General features: G+C 50.0%; 16 protein-coding genes and 1 tRNA gene. 5 read left to right on the top strand and 12 right to left on the bottom strand.

Annotated elements, in window-relative coordinates; all coding sequences use genetic code 11:
* Positions 1-599: 599 nt before the first annotated feature.
* The 5 genes from HMPREF2865_RS04280 to argB all read right to left on the bottom strand — a co-directional run bounded on the left by HMPREF2865_RS04280 (position 600) and on the right by argB (position 4,745).
* Positions 600-1,307, bottom strand: coding sequence for an SIMPL domain-containing protein (locus HMPREF2865_RS04280; protein WP_070645828.1), 708 nt, complete (start codon positions 1,305-1,307; stop codon positions 600-602).
* A 110-nt stretch (positions 1,308-1,417) separates the two neighbouring features.
* Positions 1,418-1,909: a DUF1841 family protein gene (locus tag HMPREF2865_RS04275; protein WP_070645834.1), complete on the bottom strand. Its 492-nt coding sequence runs from the start codon at positions 1,907-1,909 to the stop codon at positions 1,418-1,420.
* Between the two features lie 101 nt (positions 1,910-2,010).
* Positions 2,011-2,286 (bottom strand): cell division protein FtsB, encoded by a 276-nt coding sequence (gene ftsB, locus HMPREF2865_RS04270; RefSeq protein ID WP_003679613.1) that lies wholly within the window; start codon positions 2,284-2,286, stop codon positions 2,011-2,013.
* A gap of 23 nt (positions 2,287-2,309) precedes the next feature.
* On the bottom strand, positions 2,310-3,596 hold the full coding sequence (eno, locus tag HMPREF2865_RS04265) for a phosphopyruvate hydratase (RefSeq protein ID WP_070645822.1): 1,287 nt from the start codon (positions 3,594-3,596) through the stop codon (positions 2,310-2,312).
* Between the two features lie 261 nt (positions 3,597-3,857).
* Positions 3,858-4,745: an acetylglutamate kinase gene (gene argB / locus HMPREF2865_RS04260; protein WP_063068727.1), complete on the bottom strand. Its 888-nt coding sequence runs from the start codon at positions 4,743-4,745 to the stop codon at positions 3,858-3,860.
* A 174-nt stretch (positions 4,746-4,919) separates the two neighbouring features.
* Here argB and HMPREF2865_RS04255 point away from each other — a divergent pair, with 174 nt between their 5' ends.
* Both HMPREF2865_RS04255 and lgt read left to right on the top strand, forming a co-directional pair.
* Positions 4,920-6,050 (top strand): M14 family metallopeptidase, encoded by a 1,131-nt coding sequence (locus HMPREF2865_RS04255; protein WP_070645820.1) that lies wholly within the window; start codon positions 4,920-4,922, stop codon positions 6,048-6,050.
* Between the two features lie 74 nt (positions 6,051-6,124).
* Positions 6,125-6,985 (top strand): prolipoprotein diacylglyceryl transferase, encoded by an 861-nt coding sequence (gene lgt, locus HMPREF2865_RS04250; RefSeq protein WP_036491424.1) that lies wholly within the window; start codon positions 6,125-6,127, stop codon positions 6,983-6,985.
* Positions 6,986-7,061: 76 nt separating this feature from the next.
* On the opposite strand, the gene trkA is transcribed toward lgt, so the two are convergent.
* The 5 genes from trkA to HMPREF2865_RS04225 form a co-directional block, all read right to left on the bottom strand.
* The gene (gene trkA / locus HMPREF2865_RS04245) at positions 7,062-8,474 is read right to left on the bottom strand and encodes a Trk system potassium transporter TrkA (protein ID WP_070645818.1); all 1,413 of its coding nucleotides are present in this window, start codon (positions 8,472-8,474) and stop codon (positions 7,062-7,064) included.
* Positions 8,475-8,569: 95 nt separating this feature from the next.
* Entirely contained in the window at positions 8,570-10,021 is a 1,452-nt protein-coding gene (locus HMPREF2865_RS04240; RefSeq protein WP_070645816.1) for a DASS family sodium-coupled anion symporter, read from the bottom strand.
* Positions 10,022-10,234: 213 nt separating this feature from the next.
* Positions 10,235-11,488, bottom strand: coding sequence for a complex I 51 kDa subunit family protein (locus HMPREF2865_RS04235; protein WP_070460286.1), 1,254 nt, complete (start codon positions 11,486-11,488; stop codon positions 10,235-10,237).
* Positions 11,485-13,113, bottom strand: a complete 1,629-nt coding sequence (locus tag HMPREF2865_RS04230) for an FAD-binding protein (RefSeq protein WP_070645814.1) — start codon at positions 13,111-13,113, stop codon at positions 11,485-11,487. Before HMPREF2865_RS04230 ends, HMPREF2865_RS04235 begins: the two co-directional genes overlap by 4 nt.
* A complete protein-coding gene (locus tag HMPREF2865_RS04225; RefSeq protein ID WP_070608671.1) occupies positions 13,113-13,751 on the bottom strand; it encodes a 2Fe-2S iron-sulfur cluster-binding protein in 639 nt (212 codons plus the stop codon). The genes HMPREF2865_RS04230 and HMPREF2865_RS04225 overlap by 1 nt, the downstream gene beginning before the upstream one ends.
* A gap of 853 nt (positions 13,752-14,604) precedes the next feature.
* Here HMPREF2865_RS04225 and HMPREF2865_RS04220 point away from each other — a divergent pair.
* On the top strand, positions 14,605-16,128 hold the full coding sequence (locus HMPREF2865_RS04220) for a fumarate hydratase (protein WP_070645812.1): 1,524 nt from the start codon (positions 14,605-14,607) through the stop codon (positions 16,126-16,128).
* Positions 16,129-16,282: 154 nt separating this feature from the next.
* A tRNA-Pro gene (locus HMPREF2865_RS04215) sits at positions 16,283-16,359 on the top strand.
* A gap of 154 nt (positions 16,360-16,513) precedes the next feature.
* On the opposite strand, the gene HMPREF2865_RS04210 is transcribed toward HMPREF2865_RS04215, so the two are convergent.
* Both HMPREF2865_RS04210 and yciA read right to left on the bottom strand, forming a co-directional pair.
* Positions 16,514-17,305 (bottom strand): formate/nitrite transporter family protein, encoded by a 792-nt coding sequence (locus tag HMPREF2865_RS04210; protein ID WP_070645810.1) that lies wholly within the window; start codon positions 17,303-17,305, stop codon positions 16,514-16,516.
* Positions 17,306-17,551: 246 nt separating this feature from the next.
* A complete protein-coding gene (gene yciA, locus HMPREF2865_RS04205; protein ID WP_063076484.1) occupies positions 17,552-17,986 on the bottom strand; it encodes an acyl-CoA thioester hydrolase YciA in 435 nt (144 codons plus the stop codon).
* A 124-nt stretch (positions 17,987-18,110) separates the two neighbouring features.
* Here yciA and pip point away from each other — a divergent pair, with 124 nt between their 5' ends.
* Positions 18,111-19,040 (top strand): prolyl aminopeptidase, encoded by a 930-nt coding sequence (gene pip, locus HMPREF2865_RS04200; RefSeq protein ID WP_070645808.1) that lies wholly within the window; start codon positions 18,111-18,113, stop codon positions 19,038-19,040.
* The last annotated feature ends 47 nt before the right edge of the window (positions 19,041-19,087 follow it).

The raw sequence follows: 19,087 nt of genomic DNA, 5'->3' as shown, positions 1-19,087 counted from the left end.
TAAATGTCTTGGTGGGAATTTAGGGGATTTTGGGTGGATTTTGCAAAGGTCTCAAAAGGAGAAGAAATATTACAAACAGCTGTTCCGTTAATTGAGCAAATTGATGAGTTATTTTTCGGAAAGTTGGATAACGACGAAGAACAATTTAAGCATTTTCTTGTTAGATTAAACAAAGAATAAGAATATTATTTATGTAGTTGTCAATTTTGATAGCTCCATACTATATTTGAAACTCAAAAATAGAGCATAGCTATAGAACAGAAATTTATTCAAGAGAATTACCAAAGTATTAGAAGTCCTCTGTTTTTATTTTCAAAAAGTAAAACAGAGAACATAAATGGTTGGCTCTTGAAAGCAATGTGTAAAAATTTTACGTTAATATTGTAAAATATAATGATATAATTACTCTGTTATCGGGGTTATTTTTACGTATTTTTAAGAAAGTCATCAATATTTGATTGCAACAAGTTGAAATAATTAGAGTTTTATTTTTTCATTCTTTCCTTATATAGAAACAACCATTCTAATTGTTGAGCAACACAAAGGCCGTCTGAAAAATATACTTTCAGACGGCCTTTAAAATGATTTCAAAGAAAATCCTACATTTGCACCGAGCCGTTGACGGTCAGGCTGATCTCTTCCGAACCTGGAGAGGCTGGTATGCCATCTTCTATTCCTGCCGCTACTTCTGCAGCGGGGATTGCACGAAGCATTTTAGCGTGTGCAAAGTCGCCGCTGACTTGGCGGTTGCCGATATGGCCCAGGTTGAGTTTAACAATTTTGTAGCTGGAGAAGCCGAGCGTTTGGGCGAGGTTTTGGGCGCGGTCTTTGAAGCGCAGGATGACGGTTTTGCTCAATTGGTCGACGGTTTCTTCGCGTTTTTCTTTGGATACGGAAAATGAGGAGTTTTCCAAAACGGCGATATTGATGCTGTCGGCAATCAGGCGGTTGAGCGCTTCAAAGTCTTTGCTTTCTACTTTGAAGTAGGCGTGTTCTTCCCAGCCGGTTTGGGTACGTTTGCCGTTGGTGTATTGATAGCGCGGGGAGGCGTTGCGTTCCATCAGTTCGGCTTTAAATTTGCTGTTTTGGGAGATTTTGTTGAACTGGTTGAATTTCTTCATGAAGGCTTGGTTGACGGCTTGACGGTCTTTGCCTTCTGCGTTGACGCTGAAATATGCGGTCATGGTGTCCCGCGGTACTTCCATGTTAGCGGATTCGGAAAATTCAACGATGTTGTAGTTGAGGCTTTCTGCTGCTACGGGCAGGGAGGCGGCTAGCAGTAGGGCAATAAGGGCTGGACGGAGCATTTTGGTTTCCTTATAAGGGGATTTCAAAAAAGTAATTTAGCATGAAAGATGGAAACGTTGGCTTTGGCAAGCGTAAGGATTTGTATGGGCTGAGGCCGTCTGAGAAGAAGTTACTTTGTATCCGTCAGGCCGACTTCATGGGGATTGAGACGGGCGTTTTCTTCTTGGCCTAAGCCGATCAATTTCCTCAAGCGGGTCATGTAGGCGTTGACATCTAGGCCCCGTCCGTAGCGTTGCGCTTCCCAGATGGTTTCTGCCAAGGCTTCCATCATATCGTGTTCGGCTTTGACCCAGTCGCCGTTGTAACGGGCGCAAAGTTGTTGGTGGATGGCACGGATGCCCGGGGGCTGGTCGATGGCGCTTTGCTCTTGCAGGGAAAGGTGTAGCGACATGTGCAGGAATGGGTTGCTTTCGCCGTCTTCGGGCAGCCATTCTTTATCTAAATATTGTTCGATGTCTTCGAGATAGTGTCCGTATTCGGGATGGGCTTCGATAATGCGTAAGGCTTTTTGCTGTAGGCCGTCCAATTGGAGCGGTGCGAGCCTGTGTTGCCAGACGTGGGCGAAGAATCGTCGGACATCGTGGGTGTTTACGTCATACATGATGGGTGTAATTTGATTTTGGGATATGTGATTATATAGCGATTGCGATAAAAAAGGCCGTCTGAAAAACATGTTTTCAGACGGCCTTTGTTTTGCAGGGTTTAGCGGCGGTCGATGATTCGGTAATATACTTCGCCGTCTTGGACATAGCCCAATTCGACGCGGGCAATTTCGGCGATGGCCTCTTGTCCGTGTGCCAAGTCTTCAACTTCCGCATTGAGGAAATTGTTGCGTAAAGTGAGCGTTTGGTTTTTTTCCTCCTGACGGACGAGCTGCTCCTGCAATTCTTCCGTATGCCCGACGCTGCCTTTGCCAAACCAAAGGCTGTACTGACAGCACAACAGTGCGAAGGTTAAAACAAAAGTTACCCACTTCATACAATCAATATCCTATATTCTGCTTATTTGCCCAGTTGGTAGAATGCGGCTTTGCCAGGGTAGTAAGCGGCTTCGGCCAATTCTTCTTCAATGCGCAACAATTGGTTGTATTTCGCCATGCGGTCGGAGCGGGACAGGGAGCCGGTTTTGATTTGCATACAGTTGGTAGCGACTGCCAAGTCGGCAATGGTGCTGTCTTCGGTTTCGCCGGAACGGTGGCTCATTACGCTGGCGTAGCGGTTGCGTTTGGCCAAGTCGACGGCTTGCAGGGTTTCGCTCAATGTACCGATTTGGTTGACTTTGACCAGCAATGCGTTTGCCACGCCTTTTTCGATGCCTTCGGCCAAGATTTTTGGATTGGTCACGAACAAGTCGTCGCCGACCAATTGAACTTTTTTGCCCAATTTTTCGGTCAGCAGTTTCCAGCCTTCCCAGTCGTTTTCGTCCATACCGTCTTCGATGGAAACAATTGGGAATTCGTTAACCAGGCCTTCCAAGTATTCGGCAAATTCTGCGCTGGTGTAAGAGCGGCCTTCGGCTTCCAAGTGGTATTTGCCGTCTTTGTAGAACTCGCTGGATGCGCAGTCCAGGGCGAACAATACGTCTTCGCCTGCTTTGTAGCCTGCGGCTTCGGTTGCTTCTACGATCAGTTGCAGGGCTTCTTTGTGGCTGTTCAGGTTAGGTGCGAAACCGCCTTCGTCGCCCACGGTAGTTGGGAAGCCTTTGGCATCACACAGTTTTTTCAGTGCGTGGAAAATTTCGGCGCCGCAACGCAGAGCTTCGCGGAAAGATTTTGCGCCGACAGGCATGATCATGAATTCTTGGATGTTCAGGCTGTTGTTGGCATGTTCGCCGCCGTTGATTACGTTCATCATCGGAACAGGCAGAGCCATTGGGCCTGCGCCACCCAAGTAACGGTACAGCGGCAGGCCTGAATCTTCAGCGGCTGCGCGTGCTACGGCCATGGAAACGGCCAAAGTGGCGTTGGCACCTAAGTTGCCTTTGTTTTCAGTACCGTCCAATTCGATCATGATTTGGTCGATATAAGATTGTTCGTTGGCATCGATACCGATGAGGGCTTGCGCGATTTGGTTATTGACGTGGTCAACGGCTTTCAATACGCCTTTGCCCAAGTAACGGGATTTGTCGCCGTCACGCAGTTCCAAAGCTTCTTTTTGGCCGGTTGATGCGCCACTAGGTACGGCTGCGCGTCCCATGACGCCGGATTCCAACAATACGTCACACTCTACAGTAGGGTTGCCGCGAGAGTCTAAGATTTCGCGTGCAAAAATATCAACGATTGCGCTCATGAATATCTCCAAATAGGATGGTAAAAGAAAAGTAGCTTTGTTACGCTTCAGACGGCCTTGAGGATGATTGCCGAAGTCTGATGAATGCAGACATTATACCGTCTTTGCCGGGCATGGCATCGGAGTCGGTATGAAACCGACTGTAAGTTTGTTTCACGTCAATATCGCTCAAACAAACATAAGCCGTATAGTGTAACATTTTTTACCCTTTTTAGGGTGAAAAGCTGATTAAATAAGGCATAAGGCCGTCTGAAAAACGGATTAGCCTTCACCCAAAATCATTGAGCCTACGCCGTCATCGGTCAGCACTTCCAAGAGCAGGGCGTTGGGAACGCGGCCGTCTATGATATGCGTAGCTTTGACGCCGCTTTTGGCGGCTTCGACGGCAGAGGCAATTTTAGGCAGCATACCACCGTACAGCGTGCCGTCTTCAATCAGTTCGTCAATGCGGCTTGGCGTCAGGGTGGTCAATAATTTGCCTTCTTTATCCAGTACGCCGGGGATATTGGTCATCATCAACAATTTTTCGGCTTGAAGTTTTTCCGCTAGTTTGCCGGCAACCAAGTCGGCATTAATGTTGAACGCTTCGCCGTTTTGGCCTACGCCGATGGGTGCGATGACCGGAATGCAGCCGCGCTCGACCAAGCCTTCCACCAAACGGGTATCGATGTCGGCCACTGTGCCGACTTGGCCGATGTCCACGCCTTTTTGTTCGGGCGTGTCGATCAGGAGTTTTTCCGCTTTGATGAAGTGGTTGTCACGGCCGGTAATGCCGACGGCGCGACCGCCGAAGGTGGTAATCATGGAAACGATTTCTTTATTGACGTGCCCGCCCAAAACCATTTCTACAATGTCCATGGTTTCGCTGTCGGTGACGCGCATGCCTTGAACAAACTCTCCTTTTTTGCCGACTTTTTCCAACATTTCATTGATTTGCGGGCCGCCGCCGTGAACGATGACGGGATGCAGGCCGATCAGTTTGAGCAGGACGACATCGCGTGCGAAGCCCTCTTTTAAGGCCGACTCGGTCATGGCATTGCCGCCGTATTTGATGACGATGATGGAGCCGGAAAAACGGCGGATATAAGGTAAAGATTCGGCAAGGACGCGCGCTTTGATGGCAGGGGAGACAGATTGTTGCTGAGTCATGGTTTCAACCTTGTTTCATAATTTCGGCCTTTATCTTAATCCCAAAGGCCGTCTGAAACAATATTTCCAAGCGCTTGAAATCCTGTTAAATCAGTTAAATGGTTGAAACCAGCCTCATGCAAACGGTAAAATGACGGTTTGCTTCGGCCTCTTCGCCGATTACTAAGGATACCCATGATGAAAATCAGCACCCAATTCGATGCCGGTTCGGTCGTTGTCAAAGACTTGAGCAACCCTGCCGATATCCGTCTCGCCCTGCGTCCCGACAATGCTTCGGAGTTTGCCCAATGGTTTTACTTCCGTTTGCAGGGTGCGGCCTATCAAAACTGCGTGATGCATTTTGAAAATGCGGCGGACGCTGCGTATCCTTTGGGCTGGGAGGACTATCAGGCTTGCGCCTCTTACGACCGCCAAAATTGGTTTCGCGTGCCGACCAGCTATGAAAACGGCGTGTTGACCATCAACCATACGCCTTTGTCCAACAGCGTTTACTACGCCTATTTCGAGCCTTATTCCAACGAGCAGCATTTGAATCTTTTGGGCGATGCGCAGGGCAGCGGCTTGTGCCGTATCGACGACTTGGGCAGTACCGTTCAAGGCCGTGATATTAATCTTTTGACCATCGGCAACCAAGTCGAAAGCGACATGAAAGTCTGGATTATCGCTCGTCAACATCCGGGCGAAACCATGGCGGAATGGTTTGTCGAAGGTTTGCTGGGTCGTCTGCTTGATCCGCAAGATCCGACCGCGCGCATGCTGCTTGACCGTGCGACTTTCTATATTGTGCCGAATATGAATCCGGACGGTTCGGTTTTGGGTAATCTGCGCACCAATGCCGCCGGCGCCAACCTCAACCGCGAATGGGAAAATCCGACTTTGGAGCGAAGCCCCGAAGTCTTTACCGTCCGCGAAAAAATGATGGAAACCAGCGTGGATTTGTTCTTGGATATTCACGGCGATGAAGGCCTGCCGTTTGTCTTTGTGGCCGGTACCGAAGGCGTGCCGAACTACAACGAGCGCATCGAAGCCTTGGAAGAACAATTCAAACTCGCGCTGCTCAATGCCAGCCCCGATTTCCAAGACGATTACGGCTATGACAAAGATGCGCCGGGTCAGGCAAACATGACTTTGGCGACCAACTGGGTCGGCAATCATTTCAACTGCCTTGCCTATACTTTGGAAATGCCGTTTAAAGACAATGCCAACCTGCCGGACGATGATTTCGGCTGGAACGGCCAACGCTCGCTGCGCTTGGGTGAGGCCATGTTGTCTGCTATTTTGAATGTGGTTGGCGATTTGCGTTAAACCGTCCGACACTGCATACAGGCCGTCTGAAAGTTCAGGCTTTCAGACGGCCTTTGAGATAAGGAACACACATTATGATGATACATCCCCAGTTTGATCCGGTGCTGATCAGCATCGGCCCGCTTGCCATCCGTTGGTATGCCTTGAGCTATATTGTCGGCTTTATCCTGTTTACGATTTTGGGCCGCCGCCGTATCGCGCAGGGCAATTCTGTGTTTACCAAAGAAACACTCGACGATTTCCTGACTTGGGGTATCTTGGGCGTAATCTTGGGCGGCCGTATCGGCTACGTTTTGTTTTATAAATTTTCCGACTATCTTGCCAACCCGTTGGATATTTTCAAAGTTTGGGAAGGCGGTATGTCGTTTCACGGCGGCTTCTTGGGCGTGGTCGTTGCCATGTGGCTGTTTGGCCGCAAGCACAACATCAGCATTTTAAAATTGATGGATACCGTTGCACCGCTCGTACCGCTGGGCTTGGCTTCCGGCCGTATCGGCAACTTTATCAACGGCGAACTTTGGGGACGAGTTACCGAACTCAATGCTTTCTGGGCGATGGGTTTCCCGCAAGCGCGTTACGAAGATGCGGAAGCTGCGGCGCACAATCCTTTGTGGGCTGAATGGCTGCAACAATACGGCATGCTGCCGCGCCATCCGTCTCAGCTTTACCAGTTTGCCCTTGAAGGCATTTGCCTGTTTGTCATTGTTTGGATTTTCTCGAAAAAACCGCGTCCGGCCGGACAAACGGCCGCATTGTTCTTGGGCGGTTATGGATTGTTCCGCTTTATCGCTGAATTTGCCCGTCAGCCTGACGACTATCTCGGCCTATTGACTTTGGGCTTGTCCATGGGTCAATGGTTGAGCGTGCCGATGATTGTATTGGGTGTGATTGGTTTTGTTTGGTTTGGCCGTAAAAACAGTGTTGACAAAGCGTAAATAAAACAAGAATAAAGGCCGTCTGAAAAGGTTTTCAGACGGCCTTTTTATGGCTTCAAGCAAACGGATTTCGGGTTTAACCGAAAAAGCCCATTTTAACTTGAATGAGTTTTTCCAACTCCGGCAGGACGCGGCGGCGTGAGACGAAGAAGATAATGTGGTCGCCGTCTTGGAGGATGGTTTCGGTGTGGTGTCCCATGATGACCTCGCCGGTTGCGCCGCGGACGATGGCGGCGATGTAGCAGTCGCTCGGCCATTTGATGCCGCTGATGCGGCGGCCGACGATGGCGGAAGTGTTTTTGTCGCCGTGTACCACCACTTCGATGGCTTCGGCCGTGCCGCGGCGCAGGGGGTGGACGGCAACGATGTCGCCGCGGCGGATGTGGGCGAGGATGGAGCCGATGGTAATCAGGTGAGGGGAAACGACGATATCGATTTTGTTGCCTTCGAGCAAATCGACGTAGCTTGAGCGGTTGACGATGGTAATCACGCGTTTGGCACCAAGGTTTTTTGCCAACAGGCTGGACATGATGTTGTTTTCGTCATCATTGGTCAGTGCGCAGAAGACGTCGATTTCGTCGATGTATTCTTCGTCCAGCAGGGTTTCGTCGGTGGCGGAACCTTGCAGGACGAGGGTGTTGTCCAGATTTTCGGCCAGCCATTCGGCACGGTGGGGTTTGTATTCGATGATTTTGATGTCGTATTTGGATTCGAGCTGCTTGGCGAGGCGGTAGCCGATGTTGCCGCCGCCGGCAATCATGATGCGGCGGGTACGCGCTTCTTTCGGACGCAATTCACGCATGATGGCTTCAACGCTGTTGATGTCGGCAGCAAACAGGACTTCATCGCCTTCAATGATGACGGTTTGCGGCGTTGGGACGATCAGGCGGTTGTTGCGGTAGATGGCGCAGATTTGGCAGTCCGCACCTTCGAGCAGGTGCTGGTTGATGTCGGCAATTTCACGGCCGATCAGCAAACCGCCTTTGCGTGCTTGAACAATCACCATGCGGACTTGGTCGTTGGCGAAACTGAGTACCTGCAATGAGCTGGTGTAGTTGAGCAGGCCGACGAGTTGTTCGGTAACCAGCTGTTCGGGGCTGATGGTTTCGGTAATGCCGAAGATGTTGAGGCTGCCTTCTTCGGGGTTATCGCTGCCGTCAACCGGATATTCGAGGTATTCGCTTGAGCGCACGCGTGCGATGCGGCTGGGGATGTTGAATAGGTCGGCGGCGATTTTGGAGGCGACAATGTTGGTTTCGTCGCTGCGGGTCAGGGCAAGCAGAAGGTCGGAGTCCGCCGCGCCTGCCTGTTCGAGGGTAAAGGGCGATGCGCCGTTGCCGACGATGGTTTGGACATCGAGGCGGCTGCTGATGCGGTTGAGCGCTTTTTCGTCGATGTCGATGATGGTAACGTCGTTGCTGGGAACAGAGGCGAGGTTTTGGGCGACGGTCGAGCCGACTTGGCCGCTGCCGAGGATGAGTATTTTCACGGTAATTGAGTGTGTTCGGTAAAAATGAAATTGTAACAAAAGGCCGTCTGAAATTGGAGTTTTCAGACGGCCTGATTTTTCAATCGGCTAAAGGATTACCAATAGCCCAAGGCTTTCCACCACAAGATGCCGACAGTGCTGAAAATCAGAATTTCGACCACGCTCATGATGAAGCCGGCTTTCCACCATTCGGTCATGTTGACGTAGTTCGAGCCGTAAATGACAGGTGCAGAACCGGTAGCGTAGTGGGTCAGCGACATCATGATGCCGGTAGCGGCTGCCATAATCAGGGCAAACAGCATCGGTGGTGCGCCCAAGGCCAAGCCTGCGCCGTAGAATGCGCCGAACATGGCGGTAACGTGTGCCGTACCGCTGGCGAAAACGTAGTGGGCGTAGAGGTAGGCCAGCATCAACAGGGCGCAACCGGCTTCCCAACCCAAGCCCATATGGGCGATACCGCTTTGCATGGAGTCGGACAACCAGCTGATGAGGCCCAGTTTGTTGAGGAAGTTTGCCATCATCACCAAGGCCGCAAACCAAACGATGGTATCCCACGCGCTTTTTTCTTTTAGCGCATCTTCCCAAGTCAGTACGCCGGTCAAAAGGCACAGGCTCAAGCCGAGGAAGGTGGTGGCGGTAGCATCAACTTTCACGCCGAACAGCATCTCGGGAATACCCGCCCACAACAGCAGCAGAACCAGGAAAATGCCCAGCATGATTTTTTCTTCACGCTTCATCGGCCCCATGGCAGCCAAATGCTCTTTTGCCAATGCAGTGGCGTTAGGGGTTTGTTTGATTTCAGGCGGATACAGGAAGTACAGCACCAGCGGCATCAGCAGCATGGCAAGCAGGCCGGGTACGACCATCGCCAAGAACCAAGTACCCCAAGAGAGTTGGATTTGCGAATTGGTGGCTTTGGCAACCAATTCGACTACCAGCGGATTGGGTGCGGTGGCAGTGATAAAAATCAGACAGGTAATTACGTTGGAGTGGAAGTTGACCAGTGAAAGGTATTTACCGATTTTGCCTTCCGTACCTTTTTCAGGGTCAGAGTCGAAGCTCAGGGCAATGGATTTCATAATCGGATGTACGATGGCACCGCCGCGCGCGGTATTACTCGGCGTTACCGGACCGATGACCAAGTCGGCCAATGCCAAGCTGTAACCTACGCCCAGCGTGCGTTTGCCGAAGAGAGAAATCAAAAGATAGCCAATACGCATACCCAAGCCGGTTTTCAACAGGCCGCGCGAGATGATGATGGCGATACCGATCATCCAGATAAGTGGGTTGTTGAGGCTGCTCAAAGCGTCTTTGGTTGCGTCTGCAGCTTTTTCGTTGGTCACGCCGGTCAGTGCAACCAAGGTAATGCCCAAAATCGCCATTGCGCCGATAGGCATGGCTTTGCCGATGATGCCGGCAATGATGCCGACAAACAATGCCAAAAGATGCCATGCGTCAGGCGATACGCCTTGAGGAACGGGGATAACGAACCAGATAAGCAGCGTCAGCACAAGTGCGACCGCCGCAGGAATTGGCTTGAAGCCCATGTTGAATCTCCTAATTTGAGGATTTAAAGTATTGGGAAATCTGTTTTCAGACGGCCTGAGTGTTGCTAAAGCCTGTCTGAACGTATTTTGGTAGGTTCGGAAGGTATTTTTCTTATTGGGTTTCTCTTCAATCTTGGAAAGAAGAGAATGGGAGTCGAGTATCGTCTTTCAGACGGCCTTTACAGAAACAGGCCGTCTGAAAACAACGCCGTTTTACTCCTGTTCTTGCGGCAGGCCGTACTCTTCGGGGAAGGTACGCAGCGAGCTTTGCAACACGGTAACCGCGCCGTCAATCAAACCGCAACGGCCGCTTCGTGGCAACAGTTGGCACAGGCTTTGCAGGGCGCGCAGGTCGTCGGGAGTGCCGATGCCGGTGTCCACGCGGTTGAGCAGGCGGGAAAGCTGGAATGTGCCGCCTTTACACGGCGGGCATTGACCGCATGAGTTGGAAGCAAAAAATTCCACATACTCGGCCACTTTACGCACCACGCTGGTGCCTTCGGAAATCACAATCATCGCGCCGGTACCGAGGCTGGATTTGCGTTCGCGTACGGAAACGAAGTCCAAAGGCACATCCAAATCTTTTACGGTCAAAAGCGTGTTTGACGGGCCGCCGGTAAATACGGCTTTAAACGTACGGCCTTCGAGCATACCGCCGCCGTGATCGTAAATCAGCGATTGCAGGGTCGTACCCATCGGCAGCTCGTACAAACCCGGATTTAATACGTCGCCGGAAAGCGAGTAGAGTTTCGTACCTGCGGCATCGCCTAGGCCCAGCGATTTGTACCATTCCGCCCCTTTGGCAAGGATTTGCGGAATATTGGCGAAGGTTTCGGTATTGTTGATAAGGGTCGGCTCACCGTTGACACCGCTTTCGGCAGGGAAAGGCGGCTTGCGGCGCGGGAAGGGGAAACCGCCTTCCAGCCATGAAATCACGGCAGTTTCTTCGCCGCCGATATAACGGCCTGAAGTTTCAACCAGTTGCAAGTCCAAAGGTTTACCCAAGTAGTTTTCGATACGGATAAACAAATCGCTGTTTTTCCATTGCTCGATGGCCGGTGTGATGGAAGCGATGGATTCGGTTTGATGAGGGTTGACGTACAAAATTGCTTTGTTGGCACGGCAGGCAACGGCGGCAATCAGAACTCCTTCGATGACTTGGTGCGGCGTATTTGCCAGCAGTACGCGGTCTTTAAATGTACCCGGTTCGTCTTCGTTGGCATTGCAGACAACGTATTTGTCGCCATTTTTGCTTTGGGCGGCAACGGCAGCCTCCCATTTGCGCCAAGTTGGGAAACCTGCACCGCCCATACCGCAAAGATTGGCATCTTGCAGCTTGGAAACGATGCTTTGAGGATCGGCAAGCGCAGCCAGCAGGCCTTCGCCGCCGCCGACTTTGCGCCAAGCGGCTAAATCTGCGCCGACTTGGCGGGAAGGATGCAGTAAGTTTTGATTGGCTTGATTCATGATTGTTGCTCCTGCAAACCGGCGTGTTCGCGCAAATCGAATTTGCCGTAGTCGGGATATAAAACGGGGGCTTTGATGTCGCTGGTCAGACCGGCGCGGGTCATTTCGCGTTGCAGGTCGTGGACGTGTCCGACACCGCCGCGTACTTTTTTCAGCGGCAGGCCGCAATTTGCCGCGGCTTTACCGGCACGGCGGCCGAAGCTGATAATGTCCAAAAGCGCATTGCCCATCAGGCGGTTGCGGCCGTGAATGCCGCCGGTTACTTCGCCGGCGCAATAGAGACCTTCGACGCAGGTTGCGCCGTCGCTGTTGATTTCGATACCGCCGTTTTGATAGTGCAGGGTCGGATGAATCATGACCGGTTCAACAGCAGGGTCAATGCCGCATTTGTGGGCAACGTGGCCGAGTGTTACCAAACGGTTCAATACGTCAGGGTCGTTAGCAATCAGGCGCGGGGTGTCGAGGAATACGCCGATTTGACCGTCGCGTACCACGCCTCGGCCTTCGTGGCATTCGCGCAGAATCGCAGCGGCAACAACGTCGCGCGGTTGCAATTCGTCAACGAAACGTTCGCCCAAACCGTTGACCAGCTTGGTGCCTGCGGAGCGCACTGCTTCGGAAATCAGCGCGCCTGCCAAGTGCGGCGGGTGGGCAACGCCGGTTGGGTGGTATTGGAAAGAATCGACATCGCGCAGTTTGGCGCCGATACGGTAAGCCATCACCAGGCCGTCTGCAGTCGCGCCATAGTGGTTGGAAGTGGCGAAACCTTGCAAATGCAGGCGTCCGCTGCCGCCGGTTGCCAAAACCACGGCTTTGGCGTGAACCAATACCAAAGAGCGTTTTTCCAAATCGTACAAAATCGCGCCGACGCAGCGGCCGTGTTCGTCCGACAATAATTCGATGGCGGGGTGGCGGTTGAGCTGGGTGATGTTTTCGTCGAGTTCGACTGCCTCGCGCAGTACGCGCATCATTTCGAGGCCGGTAAAGTCGCGGTAACTCAAGATGCGCGGTACAGTCGTACCGCCTGCACGCTTGCGGCTCAACATGCCGTTGCTGTCCGCGCCTTTGGCAAGGTCGAAAGTCATGCCCAAACCAATCAGCCAGCGGATGGCGGACGGCGCGTCGGTAACCATTTGCGCCACCAATTCTTTTTTGCCGACGTTGTGGCCGCCTTTGATGGTGTCGTCAAAGTGTTGTTGCAGGCTGTCTTCTGCGCCGACCGCTGCTTGAATGCCGCCTTCGGCCATCACGGTATTGCTGTCGCCGATACGCAGTTTGTTCGCCATGATGACGCGTGCGCCGGCTTCAGTCGCAGACAATGCCGCCGCCGCGCCTGCACCGCCGCCGCCAATTACCAATACGTCAGTGTTTAAATGTTCAGCGCCTGACAAATTATAGTCGTCAATCAGAGGCTGACTGATTAAGAGTTTGGCCAAATCAGGATGACAGTAATCGCCTTGGTTTGGGCCGATAGGCAGTTTCACACGCGCATTTGCCTGATAGTCAGGGTGAAATTGGCTCAGTAATTCGTTCTTTTCAGGTAAATCGCCACGAAGCTCCAATGAGGACGCACGTAGGTTGGCAAGGGCGGTTTCGTAGTCTATGCCTTGGATTTTGTTAACCATTACACTGACTCCTCTTCAAATTCGACTTTCATTTTGCCGCTGTCGATTTCGCGCAGGCGGCGCATCAAATCCACCGGACGCAGCGTGCGCGCCGCTTTCATACGGCGAGCGAACAGGCCCAAGTGGTTCGGACGGATGTGTTCGGGGCAGGAGAGGGTGCAGAGGTTGCACATCACGCATTGGTCGAAGGTCAGCGCAGCCGCGCCGAAATCGCCGGAAACTACCTGCGCTACTCCGTTTTCCACTTGCAAACCTTTAGGACAGGCGCGATTGCAGCCGCCGCAATGACGGCAGTTTTGTGCTTCAGGGAAAGCTTTGGCGGTATCGTCCAACCAGTTCCAGCCGTCACCAATCTCGCCGACGTCGTAATATTGGATGTGCTCGGGGATAAAGTAATCCAAGAAGCTGACCTGCATGCCTTCTTCAACTTTGGTCTCGCATGCCAGTGCGGTTGTTACTTCGCGCTCGCCTTCTTTACGAATCATGCAGCGGCAGGAACCGCATACGCCTTGACCCATACAGCCGACATTGGCAGTAATCGCATTGCCTGAACGGGCATAGGCTTGGATGATTGACGAGTCGGCAGAAGCTTTGACTTCATGGCCGTCTATGGTCAGGGTTAACAAATTTTCACTCATGGTTTGTTCCTGTGAAATTGGAAGTTGGAATAGTGGGTAATTTGATTAATTGTATTTTTATTACATCTATCGTGTGTGAGGAAATATCCAAGTCATTTACTCAGAAATTCTTTTAAAATCAATATTTATCTGTATGGGTCAAAGTGTATCAGAATTTAGAGGTTTTGATGATAGGGGAAAACTAAGGTTTCATAGAGGAAGGATTGTAAGCAAAATATGCCTATTATTTAGACAAATTTATTACAAAAATTTGATTTTAAAAGTAAAATAAAATTACTTTTTTATTATAAATTTTAAAATATTCGTATATTAACTAGTAAAAATCATTATTATATGTTAGACAATTTTGCATAGATTATTGTATATATTGAATAATGTTCTGATAGGCGAGCAAGTGAAAAAATTGTTATAAAATTTCAGAAAATCAAACAAGTTTGATATCAGTCAAGAAGATTGAGGGAGAAAATGACACGGATTTTACAATTGTGTATTGTATTGGAGAATAAGAAAGGCCGTCTGAAATTTAGGTAGTTTCCTTTTAAATACAGGATACTAAATTTTTTCTCAGATACTTAAGGCAAGCATTTTCAGACGGCCTTGGAATAAGATTATCATTTAAAAATAATGTAATTTTGTTTCTATGTAAGTGAGTGGTCAGTGGATATAGATTATCAATAACCAAGTGATTTAATACGATATTAAATTCTATTTAAATCAATAAGGTATGAAAATGATATTGTCTGGGTCATTCATTTGAAAGCACTATTACATTATTGAAGGCCGTCTGAAAAAATCGGTCTCTTAAGAAATAAACAAACCCTCCCTACCATGACTCCCGAAAAGGAACACAATCATGACCGTCATCAAGCAAGAAGACTTTATCCAAAGTATTTTCGACGCTTTCCAATTCATCAGCTACTACCATCCTAAAGACTACATTCAGGCTTTATACAAGGCTTACCAAAAAGAAGAGAACCCTGCCGCCAAAGATGCGATGGCACAGATTTTGGTCAATAGCCGTATGTGTGCCGAAGGCCATCGTCCGATTTGTCAGGATACCGGTATTGCGACCGTATTCTTGAAAGTGGGCATGGATGTACAGTGGGATGCCGAGATAAGCGTACAGGAAATGGTTAACGAAGGCGTACGCCGTGCATACACCTATCCTGACAACAAACTGCGCGCCTCCGTATTGGCCGACCCGGCTGGCAAACGTCAAAATACCAAAGACAACACTCCTGCCGTTGTACACATGGAAATCGTAAAAGGCGACAAAGTTGAAGTCACTTGCGCAGCCAAAGGCGGCGGTTCTGAAAACAAAACCAAAGTTGCCATGCTCAATCCTTCAGACAATATCGTTGATTGGGTATTGAAAACCGTTCCTCAAATGGGTGCCGGCTGGTGTCCTCCGGGCATCTTGGGTATCGGCATCGGCGGTACGCCTGAAAAAGCAGTGCTGATGGCCAAAGAAAGCCTGATGAGCCATATCGATATTCAGGAACTCAAAGAAAAAGCCGATTCCGGTGCAGAATTGTCTACAACCGAAGCCCTGCGCTTGGAACTCTACAAAAAAGTAAATGCCTTGGGCATCGGCGCACAAGGTTTGGGCGGTTTGAGCACCGTGCTGGATGTCAAAATCCTTGACTACCCAACCCACGCAGCTTCCAAACCGATTGCCATGATTCCAAACTGCGCGGCAACCCGCCACATCGAATTTGAATTGGACGGCTCAGGCCCGGCCAAACTGGAAGCCCCGTCTTTGGAAGACTGGCCGGATTTGACTTACAGCCCTGACAACGGCAAGCGTGTCGATGTCAACAATCTGACCAAAGAAGAAGTGGCTACATGGAAAACCGGCGACGTGTTGTTGCTGAACGGTAAAATCCTGACCGGCCGCGATGCCGCGCACAAACGTTTGGTTGACATGCTCAACAAAGGCGAAGAATTGCCGGTAGATTTCACCAACAAACTGATTTACTACGTCGGCCCGGTTGATCCAGTCCGTGACGAAGTAGTTGGCCCAGCCGGTCCAACTACTTCCACCCGTATGGATAAATTTACCCGTCAAATGCTGGAACAAACCGGCCTCTTGGGTATGATCGGCAAATCCGAGCGCGGCGCAGCAACTTGCCAAGCCATTGCCGATAACAAAGCCGTTTACCTAATGGCTGTCGGCGGCGCGGCATATTTGGTTGCCAAAGCCATTAAAGCATCTAAAGTCTTGGCGTTCCCAGAATTGGGCATGGAAGCGATTTACGAATTTGAAGTCAAAGACATGCCTGTTACCGTTGCGGTGGATAGCAATGGCGAATCGGTTCACGCCATTGCGCCAAAACAATGGCAGGCTAAAATCGGTATTATTCCGGTTGAAGCTTGATATTTGACTGAATAATCAAAGGCCGTCTGAACGATTTCAGACGGCCTTTTTTTGCTTACAAATAATTCAAATGTTTTCAAACGAGTAAATTTCCCTTTTTAAAAAGCACTTGTCAAAATCAGCGTTTGAAACTAAAATTCACAGCTTATCGAGTCGGAGTGTGGCGCAGTCTGGTAGCGCACTTGCATGGGGTGCAAGGGGTCGAAGGTTCGAATCCTTTCACTCCGACCAAAGAATTGGAAAGAGCCGTTTTAAAAACGGCTCTTTTTTCGTTTGGATGATTTATCTGAATAATGTGTCCGAATGGATTTTAAAACTTAATACCAATGCCGTCTGAAACAAAACCTGCTTTCTCAAAGCAGGTTTTGTTGTTTCTAAAGCAGAACTATTCGGCACTATCTTTCAGCGTGTCTTTATAAGTATAAAGATAAGACGCGCCGACAAAGGATGCGCCACCGACGACATTGCCCAAGAATACGGGAATCATATTGAAGAAAAATTGTCCCCAAGTGATGTTTGCGCCTGCCAGAATACCCGCTGGGATAACGAACATATTGGCGACAAGGTGTTGGAAGCCGTTTAATACGAAAATCATGACGGGGAACCAAATGGCCAGCATCCGTCCGGTTGTGTTTTTAGCGGCAAAGTGCAGCCACGCGCCCATGCAGACCATCCAGTTACATGCGACCGCCGATACGAAAGCGCGGCCGAAATCCATATGGACTTTTGCTTCCGCCACGGCAATAGTTTTTTCTGCCACGCTGCCTTCAATCATGCCGACATAGTATCCGAGAAAAAAAGCCATTGCCAGCGTGCCCACCAAATTGCCTATGCAGACGATAACCCAGTTGCGCAGCAGCATTTTGGAGGAAATCCGTCCGGCCAATCTGCCTAAAGACATAATCATCATATTGCTGGTTACCAGCTCGCCGCCGCCAAGCAGGATACAAATCAAAGCGATAGGGAACACGGCTGCGCCGAGTAAAGTGGCAAAACCGCCCCATTCATGAGGTATGCCGCTGACTACTTTTAAATAGGCAAGATACCCGAAACCGATGTATCCGCCAGCCAAAACGCTTAAGATTGCCAGTGTGGGGATGCTGGATTGTGCTTTAGCGCAGCTTTTATCGAGAACAACCTGTAAAATTTCCTGTGGGTATAAATCGCGCGAAGCCATGATGTTCCTTAAAGTGGGTTGAGGAGAAAACGCCGTTTTAAAAGTGGCGCAAACTGTCGCGGTAGGGCAGTGTTATAGGAAGCCGGTGTACGGTCTTTGTTTTATCAATCAGCCTGAATTAAACCTAAAAAACAGATACTTCGCCTTGCTTTAGCTCAAAAGAAATATTATTACATTTTGCTTCTGTATTAAAAAAGGCCGTCTGAACGTTGAGGTTTCAGACGGCCTTGTTTTGATTTTTTAAACTTACAAATGTGCCAGCTTTGCATTGCCTTCACGAGGAATAGGGCGCGGATTGCCTTGTGAATCGATGGCGACGTAAGTGAACACGGCTTCGGTGACCAGTTGGCGGTCTTCCGTTACCATATCGTTCATCAAAGTCTTCACCCACACTTCGATTTTCAGTTGCAAAGAAGTATTGCCTACGCGGACGCAATGACCGTAGCAGCACACGACGTTGCCGACCTTTACCGGTCTGATGAAATTCATTTCTTGAACGGCCACGGTTACAATTCGTCCCTGTGCGATTTCTGCCGCCAAAATACCGCCGCCCAGATCCATTTGCGACATAATCCAGCCGCCGAAGATATCCTGATTAGGGTTGGTATCGCGCGGCATGGCTACCGTACGTAATAAAAGTTGTCCTTCGGGTGCCGCATGTGTTTGTTTGTTGTCAGCCATAAATAATCCTGTCAAAAAAGTGCTATTTTACGCCATTTGTTGCGATAAACCTATGTAGGCCGTCTGAAAAATCAGCAGGCAAAGTGTTACAATCAACATATTCATCAGACAAAGGAGAAAGCTCATGCATCCGATTCAAGAACCACGAAATAGCGGCCTTTTGCGCGTATCCGATATTCACGAAATCTACTGGGAAGAATCAGGCAATCCTGATGGCCACCCCGTGATTTTCCTGCATGGCGGCCCCGGAGCAGGCGCATCACCGGCCTGTCGAGGCTTTTTCAACCCAGAGCATTTCCGCATCGTTATTATCGACCAACGCGGTTGCGGACGCTCCAAACCCTATGCCTGTATCGAAGACAACACCACATGGGATTTGGTTGCCGATATTGAAAAAGTACGCGAAATGCTCGGTATTCAAAAATGGCTGGTTTTCGGTGGCTCATGGGGCAGCACCTTGTCGCTGACTTATGCCGAAACCCATCCCGAGCGCGTCAGCGGCTTAGTTTTGCGCGGTATTTTCCTGTGCAGGCCGTCTGAAATGGCATGGTTGAACGAAGTAGGCGGCGTCAGCCAAATTTATCCGGCTCAATGGCAAAAATTCATTGCCCCCGTAGTCGAAAACAAACGCCAAGCCCTAATTAAAGCCTACCATGAAATGCTGTTTAGCGAAGATGAAGCCACACGCCTCAAAGCAGCCAAATCATGGGCAGACTGGGAAAGCTACCTTATTCAGTTTGAACCTAAAGACGTGGATGAAGATCCGCAAGCCTCCCTTGCCATCGCAAGAATGGAAAACCATTACTTCGTGAACGAAGGCTGGTTGCAGGGCGATAAAGCCATCTTGGCAAATATCGACAAAATCCGCCATATCCCAACCATCATCGTCCAAGGCCGCTACGACCTATGCACCCCGATGCAAAGCGCGTGGGAGCTCTCGCAAGCCTTCCCTGAAGCGGAATTGAGAATCGTCCAAGCAGGCCATTCTTCTTTTGATCCTTTGCTTTCCGAGGCTTTAGTGAAAGCAGTAGAGGATATTAGAAGCAAGTTATAAAGATTAATAAATGACAATGCCGTCTGAAAAAGTTTCAGACGGCATTT

Source organism: Neisseria sp. HMSC073G10, from assembly GCF_001812605.1.
In the GTDB taxonomy this organism is placed as follows: Bacteria; Pseudomonadota; Gammaproteobacteria; order Burkholderiales; family Neisseriaceae; genus Neisseria; species Neisseria subflava_A.
This window is presented reverse-complemented; position numbering and strand designations above follow the sequence as displayed.